10 protein-coding genes are annotated in these 21,590 nt (G+C 45.5%); 2 read left to right on the forward strand and 8 right to left on the reverse strand.

Going from position 1 to position 21,590, the window contains the following annotated elements; genetic code table 11:
- Window positions 1–136 precede the first annotated feature (136 nt).
- Both gltS and hutG read right to left on the reverse strand, forming a co-directional pair.
- On the reverse strand, window positions 137–1,324 hold the full coding sequence (gltS, locus tag ACQ5DJ_RS19400; RefSeq protein WP_429843894.1) for a sodium/glutamate symporter: 1,188 nt from the start codon (window positions 1,322–1,324) through the stop codon (window positions 137–139).
- A gap of 12 nt (window positions 1,325–1,336) precedes the next feature.
- Window positions 1,337–2,305: a formimidoylglutamase gene (hutG, locus tag ACQ5DJ_RS19405; protein WP_429843895.1), complete on the reverse strand. Its 969-nt coding sequence runs from the start codon at window positions 2,303–2,305 to the stop codon at window positions 1,337–1,339.
- Between the two features lie 110 nt (window positions 2,306–2,415).
- Here hutG and ACQ5DJ_RS19410 point away from each other — a divergent pair, with 110 nt between their 5' ends.
- Window positions 2,416–3,303, forward strand: coding sequence for a LysR family transcriptional regulator (locus ACQ5DJ_RS19410; RefSeq protein WP_429843896.1), 888 nt, complete (start codon window positions 2,416–2,418; stop codon window positions 3,301–3,303).
- Between the two features lie 95 nt (window positions 3,304–3,398).
- Window positions 3,399–3,623 (forward strand): hypothetical protein, encoded by a 225-nt coding sequence (locus ACQ5DJ_RS19415; protein WP_429843897.1) that lies wholly within the window; start codon window positions 3,399–3,401, stop codon window positions 3,621–3,623.
- 110 nt (window positions 3,624–3,733) lie between these two features.
- Here the strand turns inward: ACQ5DJ_RS19415 and ACQ5DJ_RS19420 are convergent, their stop codons facing one another.
- From ACQ5DJ_RS19420 to ACQ5DJ_RS19445, 6 genes are all read right to left on the reverse strand, one after another.
- Window positions 3,734–4,900, reverse strand: a complete 1,167-nt coding sequence (locus ACQ5DJ_RS19420; protein WP_429843898.1) for a cytochrome P450 — start codon at window positions 4,898–4,900, stop codon at window positions 3,734–3,736.
- A 46-nt stretch (window positions 4,901–4,946) separates the two neighbouring features.
- A complete protein-coding gene (locus ACQ5DJ_RS19425) occupies window positions 4,947–6,263 on the reverse strand; it encodes a condensation domain-containing protein (RefSeq protein WP_429843899.1) in 1,317 nt (438 codons plus the stop codon).
- 93 nt (window positions 6,264–6,356) lie between these two features.
- Window positions 6,357–8,174 (reverse strand): asparagine synthase (glutamine-hydrolyzing), encoded by a 1,818-nt coding sequence (gene asnB / locus ACQ5DJ_RS19430; protein ID WP_429843900.1) that lies wholly within the window; start codon window positions 8,172–8,174, stop codon window positions 6,357–6,359.
- 26 nt (window positions 8,175–8,200) lie between these two features.
- On the reverse strand, window positions 8,201–14,212 hold the full coding sequence (locus tag ACQ5DJ_RS19435; RefSeq protein ID WP_429843901.1) for an amino acid adenylation domain-containing protein: 6,012 nt from the start codon (window positions 14,210–14,212) through the stop codon (window positions 8,201–8,203).
- 54 nt (window positions 14,213–14,266) lie between these two features.
- Window positions 14,267–20,914 carry a beta-ketoacyl synthase N-terminal-like domain-containing protein gene (locus tag ACQ5DJ_RS19440; protein ID WP_429843902.1) on the reverse strand — a complete coding sequence of 2,216 codons (6,648 nt, stop codon included), beginning with the start codon at window positions 20,912–20,914 and terminating at the stop codon, window positions 14,267–14,269.
- Window positions 20,911–21,582 carry a hypothetical protein gene (locus ACQ5DJ_RS19445; protein ID WP_429843903.1) on the reverse strand — a complete coding sequence of 224 codons (672 nt, stop codon included), beginning with the start codon at window positions 21,580–21,582 and terminating at the stop codon, window positions 20,911–20,913. The genes ACQ5DJ_RS19440 and ACQ5DJ_RS19445 overlap by 4 nt, the downstream gene beginning before the upstream one ends.
- Window positions 21,583–21,590: the final 8 nt, after the last annotated feature.

The raw sequence follows: 21,590 nt of genomic DNA on the forward strand, positions 1-21,590 counted from the left end.
GTAATGCACTCTTGTGCCCATAAAGAAGCACCTCCTTAGAATCATATTTGGAATACGATTCAGGAGGTGCTTTTTCCTTGTCTCAATTTATTGGGTCACTTCAATCCTCCAGCATAAAGGGATTTTTGAATCGACCTTATTTAAACAAATTAATCGTGGTAATAATGATCGGCATCGCGAACACGTCAATCAGGAAGGCACCTACGATCGGAACGACCAGGTATGCTTTTCGCGAAGGACCAAATCTTCCCGTTACTGCCGCCATATTCGCCATTGCGTTTGGTGTAGCGCCAAGACCATGTCCTGTAAAGCCTGCGACCATAACTGCGGCGTCGTAGTTTTTGCCAAGCAAACGGAACAAGACGAATATCCCAAACAAAACGATGAATACTACTTGAACAAACACGATCACGAGCATTGGAAGCGCAAGATCGGCAACTTCCCACAGCTTGATGCTCATCAGTGCCATGGACAGGAAGATTCCAAGCGTCACATCACTGATCAGGTTGATGCTCTTCATATCGATTGCCTTTGGATTGAGCTTGTCTACAATGTTACGGACAATCACCGCTACAAACATCGCTCCCACATAACCTGGCAAAACAAATCCGGTTGCAGTCGAGAACAGCTCTCCCAAATACGTTCCCAATGCCATACAGAATGTAATCAACAGGACTTGGATGAAGAAAGTATTCGACGTAATCGGTTGTACTTTTTCCTCAACTGTTTCTACTGCTTCTTCGGTTTCAGTCGGCTTCAGATCGTATTTGGTAATCAAATATTTCACAGTCGGTCCGCCAACCAAGCCCCCTGCTACGAGACCAAAGGTTGCTGCTGCGATCCCAATTGCCAACGCAGATTGAATGCCCATGTCCTCAAGCGTTTGTCCAAAAGCGCCAGCCGCTCCATGTCCACCTTCCATGGAAACTGCCCCTGCCATCATCCCGATCAATGGATGAATGCCAAACACGGAAGCCAAAGACACACCAATTACGTTTTGTGCCAAAGCAAGAAATCCACAGGCGATCCAGTAAATAACGAGCAGCTTACCACCAAGCTTGATCAGCTTAAAGCTCGCTCCCAATCCAACGGTAGTAAAGAACGTGAGCATGAACAAGCTTTGCAAGGAAGTATCCAATGTAATCTGTAAAATTCCAGTCGCTTTCAAAGCCGTTGCAATGATAGCGAACAACAAGCCCCCAACCACTGGTGCCGGGATACAAAACTTTTGCAAGAAACTAGCCTTTTTTACGAGGAATGTACCTAATACGAGAAGTGCTACTGCGAGAAAAATCGTCGTTACTTGATTAAGTGCTAACGTCATAGTTGTCTCCCCTTAGTTGTTCTCTAGTAATCCCATGATGGCTTCATTCGTCAAGTAAGCACCTAACTTTACTGTTCTTCCGTTTTCATCTAAAACCGGATTCACTTCACAAATATCAAAAGAAAGCGTTTTCTTATGAGCGGCAACAGTACGGATCAAAGTGCGGACAACCATTGGTGTCAAGCCAAACGGAGATGGTGCACTTACTCCCGGTGCAAAAGCTGCGTTTAACACATCTGTACATAGTGTCAACATGACATGATCGTGTTTTCCGATGAATTCACTTACAGATAAAGTAATTTCATCCATTCGTGCGTCTGTCATCTCTTCTTCATACACATAACGAACACCGAGCTCATCCGCTTTATCAAATAGCTCCTGCGTATTTCCGAAACGCTGAATCCCTAACACATAATAGCTGCTATTTTTGTCATGTTCTAGTATTTGCCGAAACATTGTCCCCGATGAAGGATGAACTTCATAGGAGCGCAAATCGAAATGAGCGTCAATATTGATAATGGCCAGAGAAGCCTCTTTTCCAATATGCTTTCGGACACCTACGTAATGTCCATACAAAGTCTCATGGCCTCCGCCTAAAATAATAGGCTTCATGGCTTTGGAAAAGATTGCAGAGACGGCGTTCCCCAATTCTTCCTGGGCAGCTTCTAGCTCTTCGTTTGGACAAGCAACATTCCCCACATCAACAATCCGTTTTCCTTCCTCTACTTTCCAAGGAAGGCTTGCAAGCGCTTGCCGAATTGCGTTTGGAGCTTTGGCTGCACCTAATCTTCCTTGATTGCGCCTCACTCCCTCTTCGCATTCAAACCCAATGATAGCGACTGTGCGATCCTTGGCAGCTTGCAATGTATCCAAGTCCGTTACTTCTACAATCTGATGGTAGCGAAAACTACTTCTTCTCTCCGTATGGTCAGTCCGGCCGGTCCACAAATCTGCTGATACATTCTTTGGCAAGCTATTCATCCTTTCTGAACCTTTTGTTTATTGATTATATAATGACAAACTTATTATTTCTAATATATAATTTAAATAAATTGATAGCTTCAAGCTATAAATAAGGGTAGGCGATCCAGTTGGACATCAAACATTTGCACTATTTTGTGACAGTTTGCGATCAGTTGAGCTACTCCAAAGCCGCACAAAAACTGCATATTTCACAGCCTTCCTTAAGTAACGCGATCAAAAATCTGGAGCAAGAAGTCGGCTCTCCACTGCTCGAGAGAAACACGAGAAAAATGGAATTAACGGATGCTGGTAAAATTTTGTATCAGAAATCGTTGCTGCTTCTTTCCCAAATGAACATGCTGAAAAAAGAAATGGAAGAAGTAAAGCTAACCGGAAGCGGAGATCTCATCATCGGCATCATTGAGTCCGTGAAGCATTGGATTCCAAAAGTCATTCGCGAATACCAAAAGCGTTTTCCCTCTATTAACATCAAGCTAATCGAGGTGTTGAGTGGGAAAGCTGTCAAGGAATCACTGCGCAAGTATCATACGCATTTACTCATAACCAACCAATTCATCGATGAAGAAGATATCGAATCATTTCCCTTGTATGATGAGCGCTTAATGCTGGTGCTGCACAAGGATCATCCGTTGGCGGAAAAGGAATCGATTCGATTGAAAGACTTGGCTAGTGAGCCATTCATCATTAGTACAGAGGGATTTCAGACGAGGGAGGATATATTAACGGCCTTTTCGTTTGAACAAGTCAACCCGCAAATCAAATTTGAGATTGAGCGCTTTGAAACCGCGTTGACGTTAGTGAGGGAGAATCTGGGGGTTACGATTATTCCTGAGAACTATTTGTCTGGATCAACAGATGCTTCACTTGTTCGGAAAACGATTGATTCGCCTGCGTTGGAGCGGACGGTTTATTTGGCGTATTTGAAAAATCGTTATTTGGCTCCTGCGGTGCAGGCCTTTTTGGAGGAGGTTCGGGGGAAGTTTCCAGCCCGGTGATCGTTACGAAAATGGTTCATAAATAGATTTCACAATTCCCTCATCCTTTTATATAATTGGGAAAGTCTTGAAAAATTTCAAAAGCAGGTGATCCTTTGGTTCAAGTAGGCGATGCTCCCTCTAGCTTTATTGTGTTCCTTCCGTTACTAATCATCTTATTTTTAAACATCATTAACATTGTCATCAGTATTTGGGTATACCGCGATGCAAGGAGACGAGGGAATAGCAAGGAATTCGCTATCATCGGGCTTGTTGCTTCCTTGTTTTTTCCGATTATTGGGTTGATTATTTATTTGGTGATTCGGAAAGATAAATATTGAAACGTATGGAATTCTATTTTCCTTCTCTCCAAATAAAAAAAAGCAGTTGAACAGAGATAACCTTCCTGCTCAACTGCTTTTTTAGAAACGAAAACGGGCAAACGCTAGGATTAGCCTCTGGTCACATTCAGGATTAGATCGTTTTCATATCCACCAATTGAGATGTCAGAGTAGCACTTGATCATTTCTGTTAGCATCACCTTTGCTTCCAGTCTGGATAGTGGCGCGCCCAAGCATAAGTGGCAGCCTTTTCCAAAGGATAAATGCTTATTGCTATTAGGTCGATGGATATCGAATTGGTCTCCTTGTGCAAAGGTATTTTCATCACGATTAGCAGAACCGAGCCATGCCATGACGATTTCGCCTTTTTTCATCATACTTCCGAACATATCCGTATCTTCTTGAACCTTGCGCATCAATACCTGTGCTGGCGGACGGAAGCGCAATACTTCCTCGATCGCTTGATCTACCAGCTGCGGATTCTCTCTTAATTCACGATAGACGCCTGGTCGATCTAGTAAAAAGCAGTAGAAAACACTGAACAAGAGCGTACTTGTCGTTACATTTCCGGCAAGCAGCAAGCTGATGGCAATATCAATAATCTCGCGGTCTGATAGTTTTTGGCCTTTATATTCTGTTTGCGTCAAATCGGAAAGAAAATCTTTTGCCGGGTTCTCTCTTTTTTCTTGAATGATCGGAGAGAGATAAACGGCCATTTCCTTCATAACTTCTTCCTTTTTGAGGTTAATATCCTCATACGTCTCGCGGGTCCCGGAAGAGATGAGCACATCAGACCATTGTTTGAACAGCATCCAATCACTGGACGGTACACCGAGCAAATCGGCAATGACAATCACCGGCATCGGGGTTGCCAGATCACCTAAAATTCTGATGCTTTGCTTTTCTTTTACTTCCTCTAGCAAATGACGTGAAATTTCTTGAATACGAGGTTCCCACTCCTGGAGTGTTCTTGTTGAGAATGCCTTTGTATAGAGAGCTCTCCTTTTTCCGTGATCAGGCGGGTCCATCTCTGTGATGCCCTTTTCTTTCAATGCGAGGGAACCAGCGATTCGTTTGCCGGTATCGCTTGAAAAGTGGTGATAATCGGTCAGCACACGCTCTACATCCGCATACAGAAATACGTTCCAAACCTGTTGCTTTTCATCGTAATGTACCGGGCTATTTTTTCTCATTTCCGCATACCAGCCGTAGGGTTCAAACTGTTGTTGCAGATTCTCGGCACCCGATATTTCATTAGGGAATACTACTTTATTCATTTCATTCACTCCTTATTTAAATGGGTAGGTAATTGCTGTAAGCTGGCTACTCTCGGTATGACTTGATGTCCTCTAACATGGTATCTAGGAGTTTTTCTATTAACCCAATGTCTGTATTCGATTCAAAGAAGGAAATGTTGAGGGTTATGCAATCTTGATACGTACTGACTCCAAGCATCAGTCCTGGAGCGTAATAGGCTGGTGAGACGATATACGCACCTGCGACTTTGACATCATCGAATGTTATCTGATTTGTACCAATCATACCGAAATTGGATAATATTGGTGTGCTGTTTCCATCCGCTACAATTTGTTTTCTTACATCCTGTATGATCTTCAATGTCTGTTGAAACTCAAAATTTTCCACAAAGGCAAACGTGTTTACCGCATCATATAGAATCTCTTTGTTATCGCGTTGACTCTTCATGAATTCCGCCACTTCTTTCACCTTATCTGCAAATGTCCCTGTTGCTTGATTCATGGAAGCGTGAACAACGCCAGACAAGTTGTAAATGGCGTCTGCCTTGCCCGTGGGCAAGAATTTTCTTACATTAACAGTCACCATGACTTTGAGTTGCCGAGCCGCAACACTCTCCATCTGTTGAGATAAAGCGCGCATGTAGGCAGCCAATAACACATCATTTACCGTGAACCCTTTTTGTTTAAATCCTTGCGCTAGCTCCAACCACTCTTCGCGCGGTATTCTGCGAATGGCTTGTCTCCTTTTCACTGGTTCTCCAGGCGTAAAAGGAAGTGTTGGTCCCTGCGGTTCTGGAGCTTGCGGCATCCCGCCATTTGGGATACCCATCTCCTTGAACAAACGACTCTGATCCCTGCCCTCAGGGTTTGACTTGGGAACGTAGCGAGGGTTTTGGGCAAGCTCACTATATAGCGAAGCTAACAAGAGGACATACTCTATCAACCCTGCACCATCACTACATAGATGATTTAATTTGATGCCTACGATATCTTTGGTCGAGGACCGCAGAATGCGAACTTTGACCATCGCATCAGTATCGATGTCTATTGGGCTCGACAGCCACTCCTGTATGGCTTTCTCTTCGGAATCGGACTCACTGAGAAGTTGCAAGGAACACCAACCGCTTGACGCCAAATCGCTGCGTCGCTCCCAATAGGGGAGGACTGGATCTTTTATAAAGTGGCAACCAATGATCGGTTCAGCAATGATGCTTGCCTCCATCGCTTGAAGCAATCGCTGTTGATTCACATGTCCGTCCATTTCCAGCACCATTTGAAGTTGGCAATCGGAAAGATAGCTGACCATGTAATTAAACCTGTCACTTCCGTTTGCAGGCAGTCGTTGTGGGATTGCCATGTTCTGATTTGCCTCACTGACATTCATTTACTACACACCCCTTCAACTAAAATTTTGGAAAGAAAAACAGTCAGGAAAAATCATCCTGACTGTCCTTTTTATCAGCAAATCCAAGGGCTTCTATCGAATGGAAATCTTGTATTCCTCTAGCCACATATTTATCTGAACGAGGTATTCGATCAGCTTCGTTGATTGAGCTAGATTCATAGGTGCTTTTCCATCCAGTACAAATTGGATCACAGACTTATTAATCAATGGTAGTAGAGGCGAATTAGGATTCGCTAAAATTTGTTTCATATGGTCTAATATCGCATGGTAATACTCTGGATGATAGGTCATCGGATATGCGCTTTTGTTGCGGTACAATACTTCTTGCGGCAAATATCCTTTGTACGCTCTGCGAAGCAAGCCTTTTTCGATTTGATCAATATTTTTTACTTTCCATGGGACATTCCATAAATATTCAACCAGACGATAATCACAATAAGGAACACGCACTTCAAACCCCGTATACATGCTCATTCGATCTTTGCGATCCAATAGTAACGGAAGAAAACGTGTGATAAAGAGGTACGACATTTTGCGCTGTTGCGCTTCCAATGCTGTCTCTCCTTCCAAAGGATGCACCTCTGAAATCCCTTCTTCATACCGCCTGCGAAGATAGTCTTGTGGGCGAATCCTTTCGATGGCTTCCTCATTTAAAAATGTACTCCACCCGTCATGCTCCATCCAAGGAAATTTGCCTGAATTCAAGAATTTCTCCTTCTGAAACCAAGGATACCCGTTAAACACTTCGTCTGCCGATTCACCTGATAGCGAAACGGTCGCTTTTTTCTTCATTTCCCGGCAGAACAAATAGAGCGAGGTATCCGTCTCCCCTAATCCCGGGAGATCACGCGCTCTCAACGGCATATGAAAATGAGTAATCAGATCTTGAGCGTTGAAAGTAATCTCTTGATGCTTCGTTTGTACATGCTCTGAGACTGATTTCGCCCATGGCGCATCCAAGCTAATGTGCAGCAAACCTTCTTCAAAATGCTGATCATTGTCAACAAAATCTACTGAATAGGTGTGCAACGTCTTCCCTTTTTTACGAAGCTCTTCAGCGGCTAAAGCCACCAAGCCACTGGAGTCCAAACCGCCAGACAGCATACTAACCAATGGCAGGTCAGAGATTAACTGGCGTTGTACCGTGTCTTGTAAGAGGGCTCGTATCCTTTCTGTCGTTGTATCCATATCGTCAGTATGCACTTTACTTTCCAGTTTCCAGTATGGCCTTGTCCTGATTTGATCCTTCGTAACTGTTACACAATGTCCAGCTCGAACCTCATTTACATTGCGGAAAATTCCAAATCCAGGCGTTCTCGCCGGACCGAGTCCAATAATATCTGCTAACCCATCCGCTTCTACTTCAGGCTTCACTTTTGGATGGGCGAGCAAAGCTTTCAGTTCAGAGCCGAACAAGAACGAGCTCCCTCGTTGGCAATAAAATAATGGTTTAACACCTAAGTGGTCACGCGCTAAAAACAATCGATGATTTTTTTCGTCCCAAATGGCGAATGCAAAAATGCCATTGAGATGACGGACACATTCCTCCCTCCATTCCAAAAAAGCGTGCAGCAATACCTCTGTGTCAGAATTGGTTTGAAAGGAGTGTCCAAGCAGCTCTAACTGGCGGCGCAGTTCCAAATAATTATAGATTTCGCCATTAAACGATAAGACACACGTCTGATCTCCTTCTCGGTAGATCATTGGCTGCTTGCCGCCTTCTGGGTCGATCACGATCAGGCGCCGATGCGCAATCGCTGCCCGAGGAGACAACCAATAGCCCTCTTCGTCTGGCCCGCGATGTTGGATCGCTTGAGCCATTTTGTGCAAAATAGCATGCTGGGATGACAAATCGTCATCCCAATCAAGCCATCCCACAATTCCACACATAGTAACCTCTCCTCTTGTTCGCCAATTTAGTGTTGGGGATGAAACGTTATCGCATTGACTAACTCGCTTACCTTTTGCTCTGGGTTCGCTACCAATCCTTCTAAAAGAGTATTCAAGTGCTGTAGCATACTACTAATCTCCTTATCGTTGAAGAAACGTCGATAGTAGTTGATATGCAAGACTAGCACTTGTTCATAGAAAAGGATTTCCACTCGTAACGGATGCTCCGTCTGAGCGATAGAATCATAGATGGTAGCACCGAGGACATCATTAAATCCTCTAAACACGGAAGAGAAATCAGGGAGCTGCTCGCTCACCAGATAACTGTCAAACAAAAGCTGATCTCGTGGGATATCGCACCACTCGTATATTTTTTTCAACGGCGTGTATTCGTACTGACTCGTCTCTACTACCTTGGACTGCATGCTTTGGAGCCAAGACAAGAACCTCATGTTTTGCTCAATGCTCACGCGAATGGGCAGAATATTGAAGAAAAGCCCGACAGAATGCTCAACCTCCATCATTGCAATGCTGCGGCCGGAGAAAATCGTACCAAAAACAACGTCTTCCTTGCCGCTGTAATGATGGAGCAGCAATGCCCAAGCTCCCTGTACCAATGTATATGGCGTCAGATGATACTTCTTGGACAAGGATAACAGCGCTGAGGAGACCTCTGGCGATACGATGAATCTCTCTTGAGAATAGGGAGGCTCCTCGGCAGAAATATTCTTCCTGCTCGCTTGCGCCCATTCAAGGGTGGAGCTGGTCATTCCTTTCAGATTTTTCTTCCAGAACAACTCGGCATCCGTTAAGTCCTGTCCTTTTTGTAGCGCAACATAATCCCGATAAGGATAGACAGGCACGATATCAATCGCTGTCCCTTGGGAAAACGCTTGATAATATTCGAATAGTCTCTTCACGATCAACGTATAGCTCCAGCCATCCTGCAACATCAGGTTGAAGACATAAATAAAGTAGTAGACATCCTCTCCTACTCGAAGCAGAGCAAGATGTGCATGTGGTGCATGGCCCATCTCAAATCCTTGTTGTCTCAGCTTCTGAATGTAGAATTGCAATTGTTCATGTTGATTATCTTCTGGAATGCCACGCCAATCTTCCTGTTTGATGTGTATATCCACTTTTTCATGCACGATCTGCATCGGCTCATCCAGCTCTTCCCAGATAAAGGAGGTTCGCAATGCAGGGAATTGCTGGATGAGATGCTGCCATGCCTGCTCAAAAGCAGCTACATGGAAAGGGCCACCCTCTATGCGAAAAGCGTGATGAACCACATTCAAACCAGGCTCCGGATGATGTTTATATCGATAAAGCATATTCTCTTGCATGATCGTCAGCGGATAAACATCCTCCATGTATGGGTTATCTGCTTTTATCCGATCCAGCTGATGCTTATCCAATGTTGGTAACTCTACTGCCGTTGGAGTTCGCTTCGCACTTTGGGTGGAAACCCCACCTACAACCTCTGCTAGTTCAGCTATGGTCTGGAATTGGAAAATTTGCTGTGGAGTCAGTTCCAGACCGAATTGTTTTGCTCTCGCAACCACTCGAATGGTATGAATGGAGTCGCCGCCCAATCCGAAGAAGTTATTATGTATGCCAACCTTATCCAAGCCCAATATCTCAGCCCAAACATTGGCAAGAATGTTTTCCGTCTCCGTCGCCGGTGGTACAAAATCTCCCTCCATCTCTGGCACTTCCAAAAGCGGCACAGGAAGCGCTTTGCGATCCAATTTCCCATTCATGTTCACTGGCATTTCCTTGATAAACTCAAAGATAGACGGAACCATGTAATCTGGCAGCTTATCCCGTAAATAACTGCGCAGCTCTGGAATGAACTGGCGAGCAACTCTGTCTGTCAAAGGATCGTTCGCATACGTTTCGATCGGCTGGTAGTTTTTCGCTGGACGATACCACGCGGTGACCACTGTGTTACGCTGTCTTTTTTCTAGTAAATGCTCAGGTCTCAGCACAGCTTCATAGCTGCCATCCTCTCTATCACCCATCCAAGCGATATCCACGCTGTATCGAAGCTCAGCGCCCAACTGCCAAAGCTCCTCTGGGTCAATTCCACTGTATGAATCGTTCTGATCTGTTCTCAGTTCTTCTACCGTTTTGAGAACATCTCTGTCAGTAAGCAACGACTGGTATCGATTCGCCCTGTCCAACCGCAAATTAGGGATATTCGTAAGCCCTAAGATTTGCGGTTTATACTTGGTCATGATTTGACGAAGTCCATCAATATTTTGGAATCCCTCCTCATGCCAATCCAGCCAGGAAAAGTCCTCAATCGGCTGTACTTTTTTGCCGAGATGAAGAACCACATCATAGCGATAGCGAGTTAATTCGTTATGATGACCTCCACGCTTCAACTTGATTTCTACATGGCTGATCTGATGCAACTGCGCCTGAAGCGCATAGAAAAATGCAGGATCTATAACCAGCTCCTGCTCTTGTCTCATTCGCTTCTGCACACGGCGCTGCAATTGATCCATAGTCAACGTCGCCGGTGACTTTTCCATCTCAACCTCAGTGTGGAAGGTTTCCAGTAAAGAAAGATTCCGAACATCCCCGACAAAGATTGCTCCTTTGTCATTCATGGCGTGTATGGCCTTTTTCAGCACATCCAACAGATAGCTCGCATCCGGGAAATACTGCACCACAGAGTTGAGCACGATCACATCGAACTTCTGTCCCTTTAGTCCATTAAAATCATCCGCATAGCTCTTACGCAGTGTGACATTGGATAAATCCTCTCTTTGGTTGATCAGATTCGCAGTAAGATAATCCAACGCCATCGACGAAAAATCCGTTCCCCAATACTGTTCACAATGAGGCGCTATCCGGGATAATAGCAGCCCTGTACCGCACCCGATTTCGAGTACCTTTTTCGGTTGCAAGGCAAGGATACGATCAACTGTCGAATTGACCCATTCACGCATTTCTTCTGCTAAAAGGGGCTGACCCGTATAACTGCTGTTCCAACTGGTAATGTTGAAATCGGCCTCATATTTATTTTCATCATCATAGGCTTTATCAAAGACATCCTGCCATTCTGATACCTGTTCCGCAGGAAGTGCTTCTTCTGTTGTCTTTTTCAGTTTTTCCTTGGTCTGTGAATCTGGCACGATATAAGAAACCAACTGTTTATGCCCTGGTCTCTGCTCGGATTCATGAACGATCACAGCCGCTTTTTGTACATGTGGATGTTCATCTAATACAGCTTCAATCTCACCCAGCTCGATACGGAACCCTCTTAATTTGACCATAAAATCAATTCGTCCCAGATACTCGATCGTTCCATCCGGCATGTAACGTGCCAAGTCACCTGTTTTATAAAGGCGTGCTCCCTCTTTTTTGCTGAATGGATCAGGGATGAATTTTTCTTCTGTCAGCTCAGGTCGGTTATAGTATCCGCGAGCCAGCTGTACACCACCGATGTGCAGCTCACCTGCAACACCCACGGGAACAGGATTCAGGTGCTCGTCTAACAGATAGATTTGGGTGTTTGCCACAGGGCGTCCAATCGGCACGGTTCTAAGCTTGCTTCCTTTTTGACATGCCCAGTACGTGACATCAATCGCCGCTTCTGTAGGACCATAGAGGTTGTGCAATTCCGCATCGAGACACTCGAAAAAGCGCTCCTGCGTTGCATAAGATAAGGCTTCACCACTGCAAATGACTCGTCGCAGCGTATCGCAGCCGCTAATTTCCGTCTCCTCCAGGAATACCTGAAGCATGGAAGGAACAAAGTGCATGGTTGTGATTTTCTCTTTTTTGATCAAGCGTGCCAGATAGGTCGTATCTTTATGACCTTCTGGACGAGCTACTACCATGCAAGCGCCCGTCATTAACGGCCAGAAAAATTCCCATACCGACACATCAAAGCTGAAAGGCGTCTTTTGCATCACCCGATCGGTTTCACTCAGCTGATATTGTTCCTGCATCCATATAAGTCGGTTGACGATACCACGATGAGCATTCATCGCACCCTTTGGCTTTCCAGTAGAGCCTGAGGTGTAAATCATGTACGCCAAATTCTCGCTGTTGACTCCGCTTGCAGGCGCCACACGGCTCTCCATGCTAATTGTCTCCCAATCTGAATCGAGGCAAATGAGTTGTCCACCGTATTCAGGGAGCGTGTTCTTCAGCCCCTCCGCAGTCAAGAGGAAAGAAGGATTCGCATCCGTGATCATAAAGGCAACCCGGTCTTGCGGATAGCTTGGGTCTAGGGGAACGTAGGCTCCACCTGCTTTGAGGATACCTAACAGCCCAATGACCATCTCAAATGAGCGCTCCATATAAATGCCCACAAGCGTTTCCGCTCTTACACCCTGTTTTACGAGATGGTTAGCCAGTTGATTCGCCCGTTGATCCAATTCACGGTAAGTGAGTTGCTCCTCTTCAAAAATAACGGCTGGGGCATCCGGTGTTTTGGCAGCCTGTGCCTCGATCATTTCATGAAGGCACCTATCTTGCTGTGGGTAGTACGTCTTCGTATCGTTCCATTCGACCAACAGCTTTTGCTGTTCAGCAGCGGTCAAAATCGGCAAATCTGAAATCGGCTGGTTCGGATTCGCGACAATGCCTGCCAGCACGATTGTAAAGCTTTCTAACATGCGACTGATTGTCGATTCATTAAAAATATCGGAATTGAACTCAACGTCTAGGTCAAGAATATCCCCTTTTTCTACAACCTGAATCCAGAGGTCAAACTTGGATGTGTTGTTCCGGAACTCTTCAAATTTGACCAAAGAAAAACCTAATGCAGACATGTCCGATTTTTTCGGCATAGGAAAGTTCTGTAACACAAAGCAGACTTCAAACAGTGGATTTTGGCTCATATTACGCTCAGGCTGCAATTCATCCACCAATCGTTCAAACGGTACGTCTTGATGCCTGTATGCGCTGTTCGCTGTTTCTCTCACACGTGACAATAGTTCTCTAAAGCTTTGATTGCCAGAAACATCTGTTTTGAGAACCAACGTATTTACAAAAAAGCCGACCAGATTCTCCAATTCCACTCGGTTACGATTCGCTACGGGCACTCCAACCCGGATATCATTTTGCCCGCTGTAACGGTGCAACAATATCTTTAACGCGGTGATCAAGACCATATACAGCGTGGCATTTTCTTGCTCACTCAGCGCTTTCATGGCATGTGAAAGCGAAGCGGGAATTTGTAGTTTTAGGCTCCCTCCTTGAAACGTTTGGATAGGAGGTCTTGTACGATCTACTGGCAGCTCTAACGCACTGCTTTCTTTTCCAAGAGTTTCTTTCCAGTAAGAAAGCTGTTTCTCCAGCACTTCTCCTTGAAGCCACTCCCGCTGCCAGCTTGAAAAATCAGCATACTGGATCGGAAGCTCAGGCAATGGTGAAGGCCTGTGCGCAAGATAGGCCTGATAAAGCAAAACCATTTCTCTGAAGAAAACCCCGACTGACCATCCGTCTATGATGATATGGTGAACGTTCAAAAGTAGAATATTCAAGTCTTCGCCGAGTTTGAATAAAGTAACACGCAACAAGGGTCCCTTGGTTAAATCGAAAACATACATGCTTTCCTCTTTCGCGAGTCGGCGAAACTCATCCTCCCTTTCCGTCTCGGGATGTCCTGTAAGATCGACAATGGGAAAAGGAATGTGCAAGGCAGGAGCAATTAGCTGATACGGCTCGCCATTTGCGACTTGAAAGGTGGTTCGCAGGGCTTCATGGCGCTTCACTATCTCATTAACGCACTGCTCCATGATGTTTGTGTGAAGCTCACCCGATAGATGGAAAGCGGCAACCACATTATAGGCAGGACTGTTTGGCACCAGCTGATCTAAAAACCATAGTCTTTGCTGGGCAAAAGAGAGGGGCACGAAGCCCTCTCTTGAACGCCGCGGAATCCCAGTCTTTTTCGACTCCAGTTTTGAGCCTTTCAGCTTCTCCAACAATGCCAGTTTCTTCTCGGAAAGCTTCGATTTGCTCTCGGCAAGTATCTCATCTCTTGATTTAGCTGATTCCTTATCATTGATCATCGGATTGCTCCTTCCCACATGGTGATTCTGCTGCCTTTTTTATCGATGAATTCATCAGCTTAATAGCTCCAAAATTGCCTCTTCTGGAAGCTCATCAATAGCAGCAATCAGTTCCTCTTCAATCAGCTCCGCCATCCCTGCAACAGTTGGTGTCGAAAAGAGATTGTCTAAATTCAAATCAACCGGGAAGCTATTCTTCAATCTGGAAATAATCTGAGTGGCCATGATTGAATCGCCGCCAAGGTCTTGGAAGTTTTTGTGGATGTCAACCTTTTTCACGCCAAGTACCTCTTCCCACGCAGCAGCAATTTTTCTTACGAGTTCGTTACGCGGTGTATCATCATCGTCAGCAGGTATGACATCATGATGGATCACCGAGTTTTGGATCTCTGTCTCCCTCCCATCAGCTTCTTCCGCCTGAACACGAGTTACCTCCGTTGAGTTGGCTATGTCTGCTGCTCTGTGTTCATGTTTTTCTGCTGTCAGCTCGGAGGTGGCGGCGGCTTCTTGATGGGTTCGGTTGCCTACGACAACTTTGGGTAAACGGTATCGTTCCTTGGCAAAAGGATAACTTGGCAGACCTGATAGACGGCTCACCATTCCTTTTGGATAGAGAGCTCCCCACTCTATTTCGTTACCATGAACCCATAGCTCCGCCAGCTTTTTGATCTTCTTGTTCAGAGCGAGATTGCGGATAAAATCCCTTCCCTCTTCGGTATCGCCGATCTTGATTCCGCCCGTTTTGTTTATTTCTCCGATAAACAGATCAGCCGTTTTCGCCCCATTACTTTGTATGAATGGCTCTAACTGTGCAATCAGCTGTTCTTTACTGTCGACCACGACCGCTATTCGATGAGACATCGATTCCCTTGCAGTCTGATAGGTATACAAGAAATCTGCCAGCTTCACATCATAATGATTCTCTACAAATGCCTTTGTTTTCTTGGCATAGGCCACCAATTGTTCACGTGTTTCAGCGGACAGCACAAAGACTCCCGTCACTATCCCTTGACCCTCAACAGGAGCTGCCGTTCTGACTTTGCTTTTACTAAACTCTTCGATCACCAGATGAGCATTGGTGCCGCTGAAGCCAAAAGAGCTGACGGCTGCCAATCGAGAGCCTTTGGAATTGGTCTGCCAATCTTGCAGCTTCGTATTCACATAAACAGGGCTGTTTTCAAAATCAATGTGTTCATTCTCTTTGACAAAATGGATCGAAGGAGCCATCTTCTTGTTTTTCATGCTGAGTAAAACCTTGATGACACTCAACACCCCAGCCGCTGCTGTGGTATGACCGATGTTGGCCTTCAAAGAACCAATTGCGCAAAATCGTTTCTTCGGCGTGAATTGGCGGAAGGATTCACTCAGCGCATGAATCTCTACAGGGTCCCCTAATTTGGTCGCGGTGCCGTGTGCCTCGATATATTGAATGTCTTCCACATCCATCTGTTTTTTCGCGTAAATGGATTTTTGCAGGTCGCTTTGCGCTTGGAAGCTAGGCACGGTGATGCCCAATGTCCGTCCATCCTGATTGGTTCCACTGCCACGGATGACACCATAGATGCTGTCGTTATCTCGTAAGGCCTCTTGCAATCTTTTTAAGATCACAACGCCAACGCCATCCCCAACGACAATGCCATTGGCTCCATTGTCAAATGGGCGGCACTCTCCTGTAGGAGAAAGCATCCTTGCGTTACTCATCGAAATAAACGGAGCAGGATGGGAATAAATCGTAATTCCTCCTGCGATGGCCAAATTGACCTCTTCTGTCTTCAGCTTTTGGCAAGCAATATCGATCGCAACCAAAGAGGATGAGCAAGCTGTGTTCACAGCCAGAGCTGGTCCTTTTAGGTCAAGGAAATACGCGATGCGCGAGGCGAGTATACTCGTATCCGACCCGAGCATGCCAAAATGAGAGAAATCTTGTTCTACTGTCATTCCCGCCATTGCGCCAATGACGGTTCCAACGGGTTGTCCTCTCAGCATGGACGGGGTATAACCTGCGTCCTCTAATGCTTTATAGCTCTCTTGTAAAAGGATGCGTTGCGTGACATCCATCGATTGGGCTTCGGTAGGAGAAATTTTGAAAAACGCTGGATCAAAATATTCAATATCCTCCATCGCCCCGTATTTCATCGGAATATCTCCTAATGCATTTTCTTTGAAAAAGGCGCGCCAGTCTGGATTTGTCACTTCTCTGATGCAATCTTTGCCCTGACTGACGAGCTCCCAGAATTCATCTTGCCCCTTTGCACCTGCTGTGCGGCAGGAAATCCCAATGATCGCAATATCATCGGAGGCAGCTTTAGGCGGTTCGTAGGCAATATTCCGCGTTGAGACTCTCTCTGTATAAGCAGGCTGCGCTGATTGGCTCTCTGGTAGATAAGTAGCGATGTAGCTCGCCAATGCTTCTAGCGTATTATGCTCAAACACAACACTTGTCGGTAGTTTTAGATGAAACTTACTATTGATGGCTTCGGATAATGGAACGGCATTGAGCGAGCCAATTCCTAAATCTTTAAGGGATTCTACTTCTTCCAGCTCTTCTTGTCTCAAGCCTAAAACAGTAGAAAAGACCTCGATCAGACTCGCTTTGATTTTTGCCCGATCTGGAATGGACTGATCTGCCGCAAAAGCGCGTTTTCGTTCGGAATATTCAGATGTAATTGATTGATTTTGAGCGTCCGACACGAATGGTTTACTTGCATGGAGCTGGCTAGGCTCGTCTTGCTGCAAATGGCTAGCAATATAGCTTGCCAATGCATCTAGCGTATTATGTTCGAACACAACGCTGGTCGGTAGTTTCAGATTGAATTTGCTATTAATCATTTCGGATAAGGCAACGGCGTTAAGCGAGCCAATTCCCATATCCTTTAAGGTCTCGACTTCTTCCAGTTCTCCTGGTTGAAGACCTAAAACGGTGGCAAAGGCCTCGACCAAGGATTCTTTCATTGCTCGCCTATTCCAATGAAAGCTTTGCTCATGCTGATTTGGATTCGAGATAGTTCTCGTTTGCTTTTTCGGATAAGGAATATAACCGCTGTTTACCATTTCCGCTAATGCTTCTGGGTAAGGTCTTTTCTTCGATATTTTGCTAGCATTCCATTCACAACGCTTCGTATCCGCAAGATGCGGAGCCTTTTTCAGCTTAAACAAGCAATAGCTGATCCACCCTCGTTCGAGTGAGATAGATTGATTCACCGTATTGATATACAAATCTTGAACGGCTTTAGGCAGATGCTTGATGTACTGTTCTACATCAGGATCGTGCAAGGCGTTAGCAATCTGTGGCGATACGTCAATGATTTCATCAATCACCAATTGATGCTCCGCTAAAAGCTCAATCCACTCTTGCACAGTAGGAATGCTGACTTCTACGTTCTGGTCTACGATCGGTCCTCGCGTATTCGCTATGTAATCGATCAACAGAACCGTTCCCTCTTCGTTCAGAGAAGAAGAGATATTTTGAAAAAGTCCATGTTTATTTCGAATATGGAAGCTCACTTCAATCCCGACAATTATGTCGTAGAGATCGGGAAAGGCATCCTTGGAGCTGTCTTTGTTGAAAATTTTCGCACGAGTCCCCAGATTTTTCTTCGTGATTCTTTGATTGCCAAGCTCTGCTTGCGCCTTCGTAATCGTAAATCCGTGGGTTTCCATATGCGGATAAAGCTCTGCTATTTGAATCACATCTGTCCCATGACCGCACCCGAAGTCCAACACTTTTTGCACGCGCAAAAAATTTTCTTTGCAAAAAAGTACTTGGCGCATCTCTACTTGCTTCTCTCTTACCATTTCTCTTTCCAACGGATATTTTTCCGGGTTCAAAATGACACGACTCATTGAAAAGCCTGGAATCTTCCTTTCAAATGGACATACGGTCAAGTAATCCTCTGAGAACTCCGTTTCGCTGCTGTTAGCACTGTAGGTGTAAATCTCAACGGCCTTATTTTCGAATTCTGGATGAGCGGATGTCATGCTCGTCTCCCTCCTAGGGCGATTCGTTTGATTGCGTTCTATCCAGCATGTTCTCCTCTTAAATGGATAGGTTGGGAGCTTAGCTACTCGGGATAACTCCTTCCCTTCATGCAGCTTCTGCCAAGGGATGGGATTGCCTAGAACCCACCATTTTGCCAATTCCTCTATATCTCTTGGTTCGATTGCCTGAGCAACTCGGTCTGGCATCAACTCTTTGTTTTCCTTGAGATCGCCAAAAAAGCAATGTTCCGTCCCTGCTTGATGTTCCAACCAGCGTTCCAGTTGCTGGTAAAGCTCTGTTTGACTATGGGTAATGACAGCCAAACGGGAAGGCATTTCTTCTCTTCCGATTTGAAGGGTGTAGGCTGTATTCGCTAGATCGATATGCTGGTGCTTTTGTAAATAACCAGTCCAGCGATGAATGTACGCTTGCAATCTCTCTTTCGTTTTGGCCGAAAAAACAAACAGCTGAGGTTCTGAATCATTTACGCTGCTTGGTGAATTTCGGTTGTATTCCTCAACGATAAGATGGGCATTCACTCCACCGCCGCCAAAGCTGGTAATGCCTGCTCGTCGGGGGACTGTCTGCCCGTCTACTGTGACATGCTTCCATTCCGATACCTCTCGCTGTAATTGAAATGGGAGTTGATCAAAAGCAATATTTGGATTCAATTCGTCAGGAACCAGGGTTGGAACTAGCGTCTGATGCTGTAACGACATGATCACTTTCATCAGCTGCGACATACCGGAAGCTGATTCACAATGCCCGATATTCGGTTTGACCGAACCGAGTCGATAATCCCCTTCTGTTCCTTGTCGGTTGTGAAAAGCTTTCGTCACCGCTGTCATTTCTACGGCATCAACGATGTCTGATCCATAGGCAGAAGCTTCTAGATAACTAATGGATCGAGGGTCCAATCCGCTTTCTTCCAACGCCTCTTCCATCACGTCTGCAATTGGGTTGGGGCTTGGTGTCATGTAGCCATTGGCTTTGCCCTTATGGTTGACGGCGGTTCCTCGTATCACAGCATAGATATGGTCCAGGTCCTGTACAGCCTGATCGTAATCCTTAAGAACAACAGCACCTACTCCCTCGCCAGGCACAAAACCTATTCCGCCGTTCCCAAAGGCAGCACTGTCAGAAGTATGGGAGATGAGCTGTCCCACTGTCAGACCGAAGTAGGTATGTGGATGGGTGTACAGATTCACCCCACCAGCAATCGCCATGCTTCCCTTCCCGTTTCGAATGTATTCACATGCTTCATGAATCGCTACTAACGCTGAGGAACACATCGTATCGATCGGCATGCTCGGACCCTGTAAGTTTAGATAGTAGGAAGCCCGATTTACCATCGATGAATATGAGGTTGTCGGAAAGTGATGGGTGGTTTCCGTGCTATATAGATGAAAACCTTGTTTCGTAATGCCACCAAATACCCCTGTTCGCTTTCGCAGCTCCGTAGACATCTTCGATGAGGCATAGCCTGCATCTTCTAACGCCTTCCAACACTCTTCTAAATAGAGGCGCTCTTGAGGGTCTATATTTTCTGCTTCTCGCGGAGTCATATTGAAAAATAACGGATCAAACTGATCAAATTCCGCTAAGAAGGCTCCCCATTTGCTATAGCTTTTTCCTTGGGAAATGGCTTCCTCCCGATTTGGATGATAATGCTCTGTCCAATCCCAACGCTCGGCTGGAATTTCAGAAATAGACTTTTTACCCTGTACTAAATGCCCCCAAAACTCGTCCAAGTTGTTCGCTTGAGCAAAGCGCCCACTCATGCCAATAATCGCTATTTTACCGGAGGACGCAGGCTTGGACACCGTCAATTGCGAATGAGCAGATGACGCAAATGCTCGCGTTTTTCCTGGGTTTCGTTTCCCTCCGGTTTTCGGCAATAGAGCAACATCAACATGATCTTCCGTTCGATTTGGCACCTGTTTGTGATTATCCAATCCTGTGAGCGAAATCAGCGCTTCCCTTTGTGTCTCTAGTAAATGCTCGACTAAGTCATCTACAGTCTGATATTCAAAAAACAACGTACCGCTGATCGTTTCACCGAAAATTTTCCGAAATTGATTGATCAGTTGTACAGATAAAATGGAATCCATGCCATATGCCTCTAAAGGCTCGGAAGCATCCATTTGGTTACTTGGCATTTTCAGCGTTTCAGCGATCAGCTGTTTGATGTATTCCGTACTTTTTTCGCGCAGGGCATCCTGGATTGCCCTTCCTTCAGGCGCGGAATGTATGTTCACTCTCTTTGCTTTTGGCTGTTCCGCATTTATACTCGTTGCAGGTTTAGGCTGTTGTTTTTGCTGTTGGCGAATCACGCCGTCGCTTTCGGTAACAATAATCTGCTGCCCCATTACGTGCGCCTCTTCTGTTGGGAAAAAGACCGACTGAAATCCTTCTTCCTCCAATACTCTCTGCCACGTTGACGAAGATAACCCAGGGCAGCCTGAAAGGCGCAGCTCTGGGTCTTCGTACAGCCACCATCCCTCCAGCAAACCAAAGGTAAGATGGAGGAAGATGGTGTTTTTACTCATTTCATTTAGCAGTAGCAAGCCGTTCTTCTTTAAAACAGCTTTCGCGTTACGTAGCGTTTGGCGAATATTTTTGGTGGCGTGCAGGACATTTGCTGCAATGACAATGTCATACCCGCCCAGATCGATTCCTTGTCCCGTCACAGACTCTTCTACGTTAAAAATCTGATAGGTCAAATAAGGATTGCTTGGGCCATACTCTTTTCTGCATGCATGAAAAAGGCTTTGGAGAGGTCTGTGTAGCAATATTCCTGGATATGCTTTTCATGCGCCTTTAGTTTTTGGAAAACGACGGTACTCGTTCCTCCTGTACCTGCACCAATCTCGAGAATGCGAATTCGGACCGCAGAATCTTGGTGCAGCTGTTCCTCAACAAAAGCACCCACTGTATCAGCGAGCACCTCATTGAAGTAGTCGGAAACCGTGTTATTTTTGTATACCTTCTCGACTAATTCCATCGACGAATTGGGAAAGATGACTTCTGTGGCCCGCACTTTTCCAGTGAGAATTTGCGGTAAAGCACGCAGAGTTGCCTCGACTAGCTTGACTTGCGCATTCGTATCCGAGTTTTTTAGCCAGACTTCTTTTTCTTGCTCCCATTCTTGCCAGACAGCCGTACTGGAAATGGGAGCAGTATCGATCACGGTAGATGTTGCGCTATCGTAAACGAGATAGTCATTCCGGGCCAAAACAGAAGCCGTTTCTTCGAGCCACATGTCATATAAGTCAAGTAGACCGCTTTTTCTTTTGAGATCGCTGAGCGCTTGATTCTTTTCCGTAAAGCAGCCAAGCGACTGCATTTGGCCCCACAGTAACTTTAAGAGAAGCTCGTCCATTTTGTTCATTCTAGGCA

The organism is Brevibacillus sp. FIR094, from assembly GCF_050477165.1.
Taxonomy (GTDB): Bacteria; Bacillota; Bacilli; order Brevibacillales; family Brevibacillaceae; genus Brevibacillus.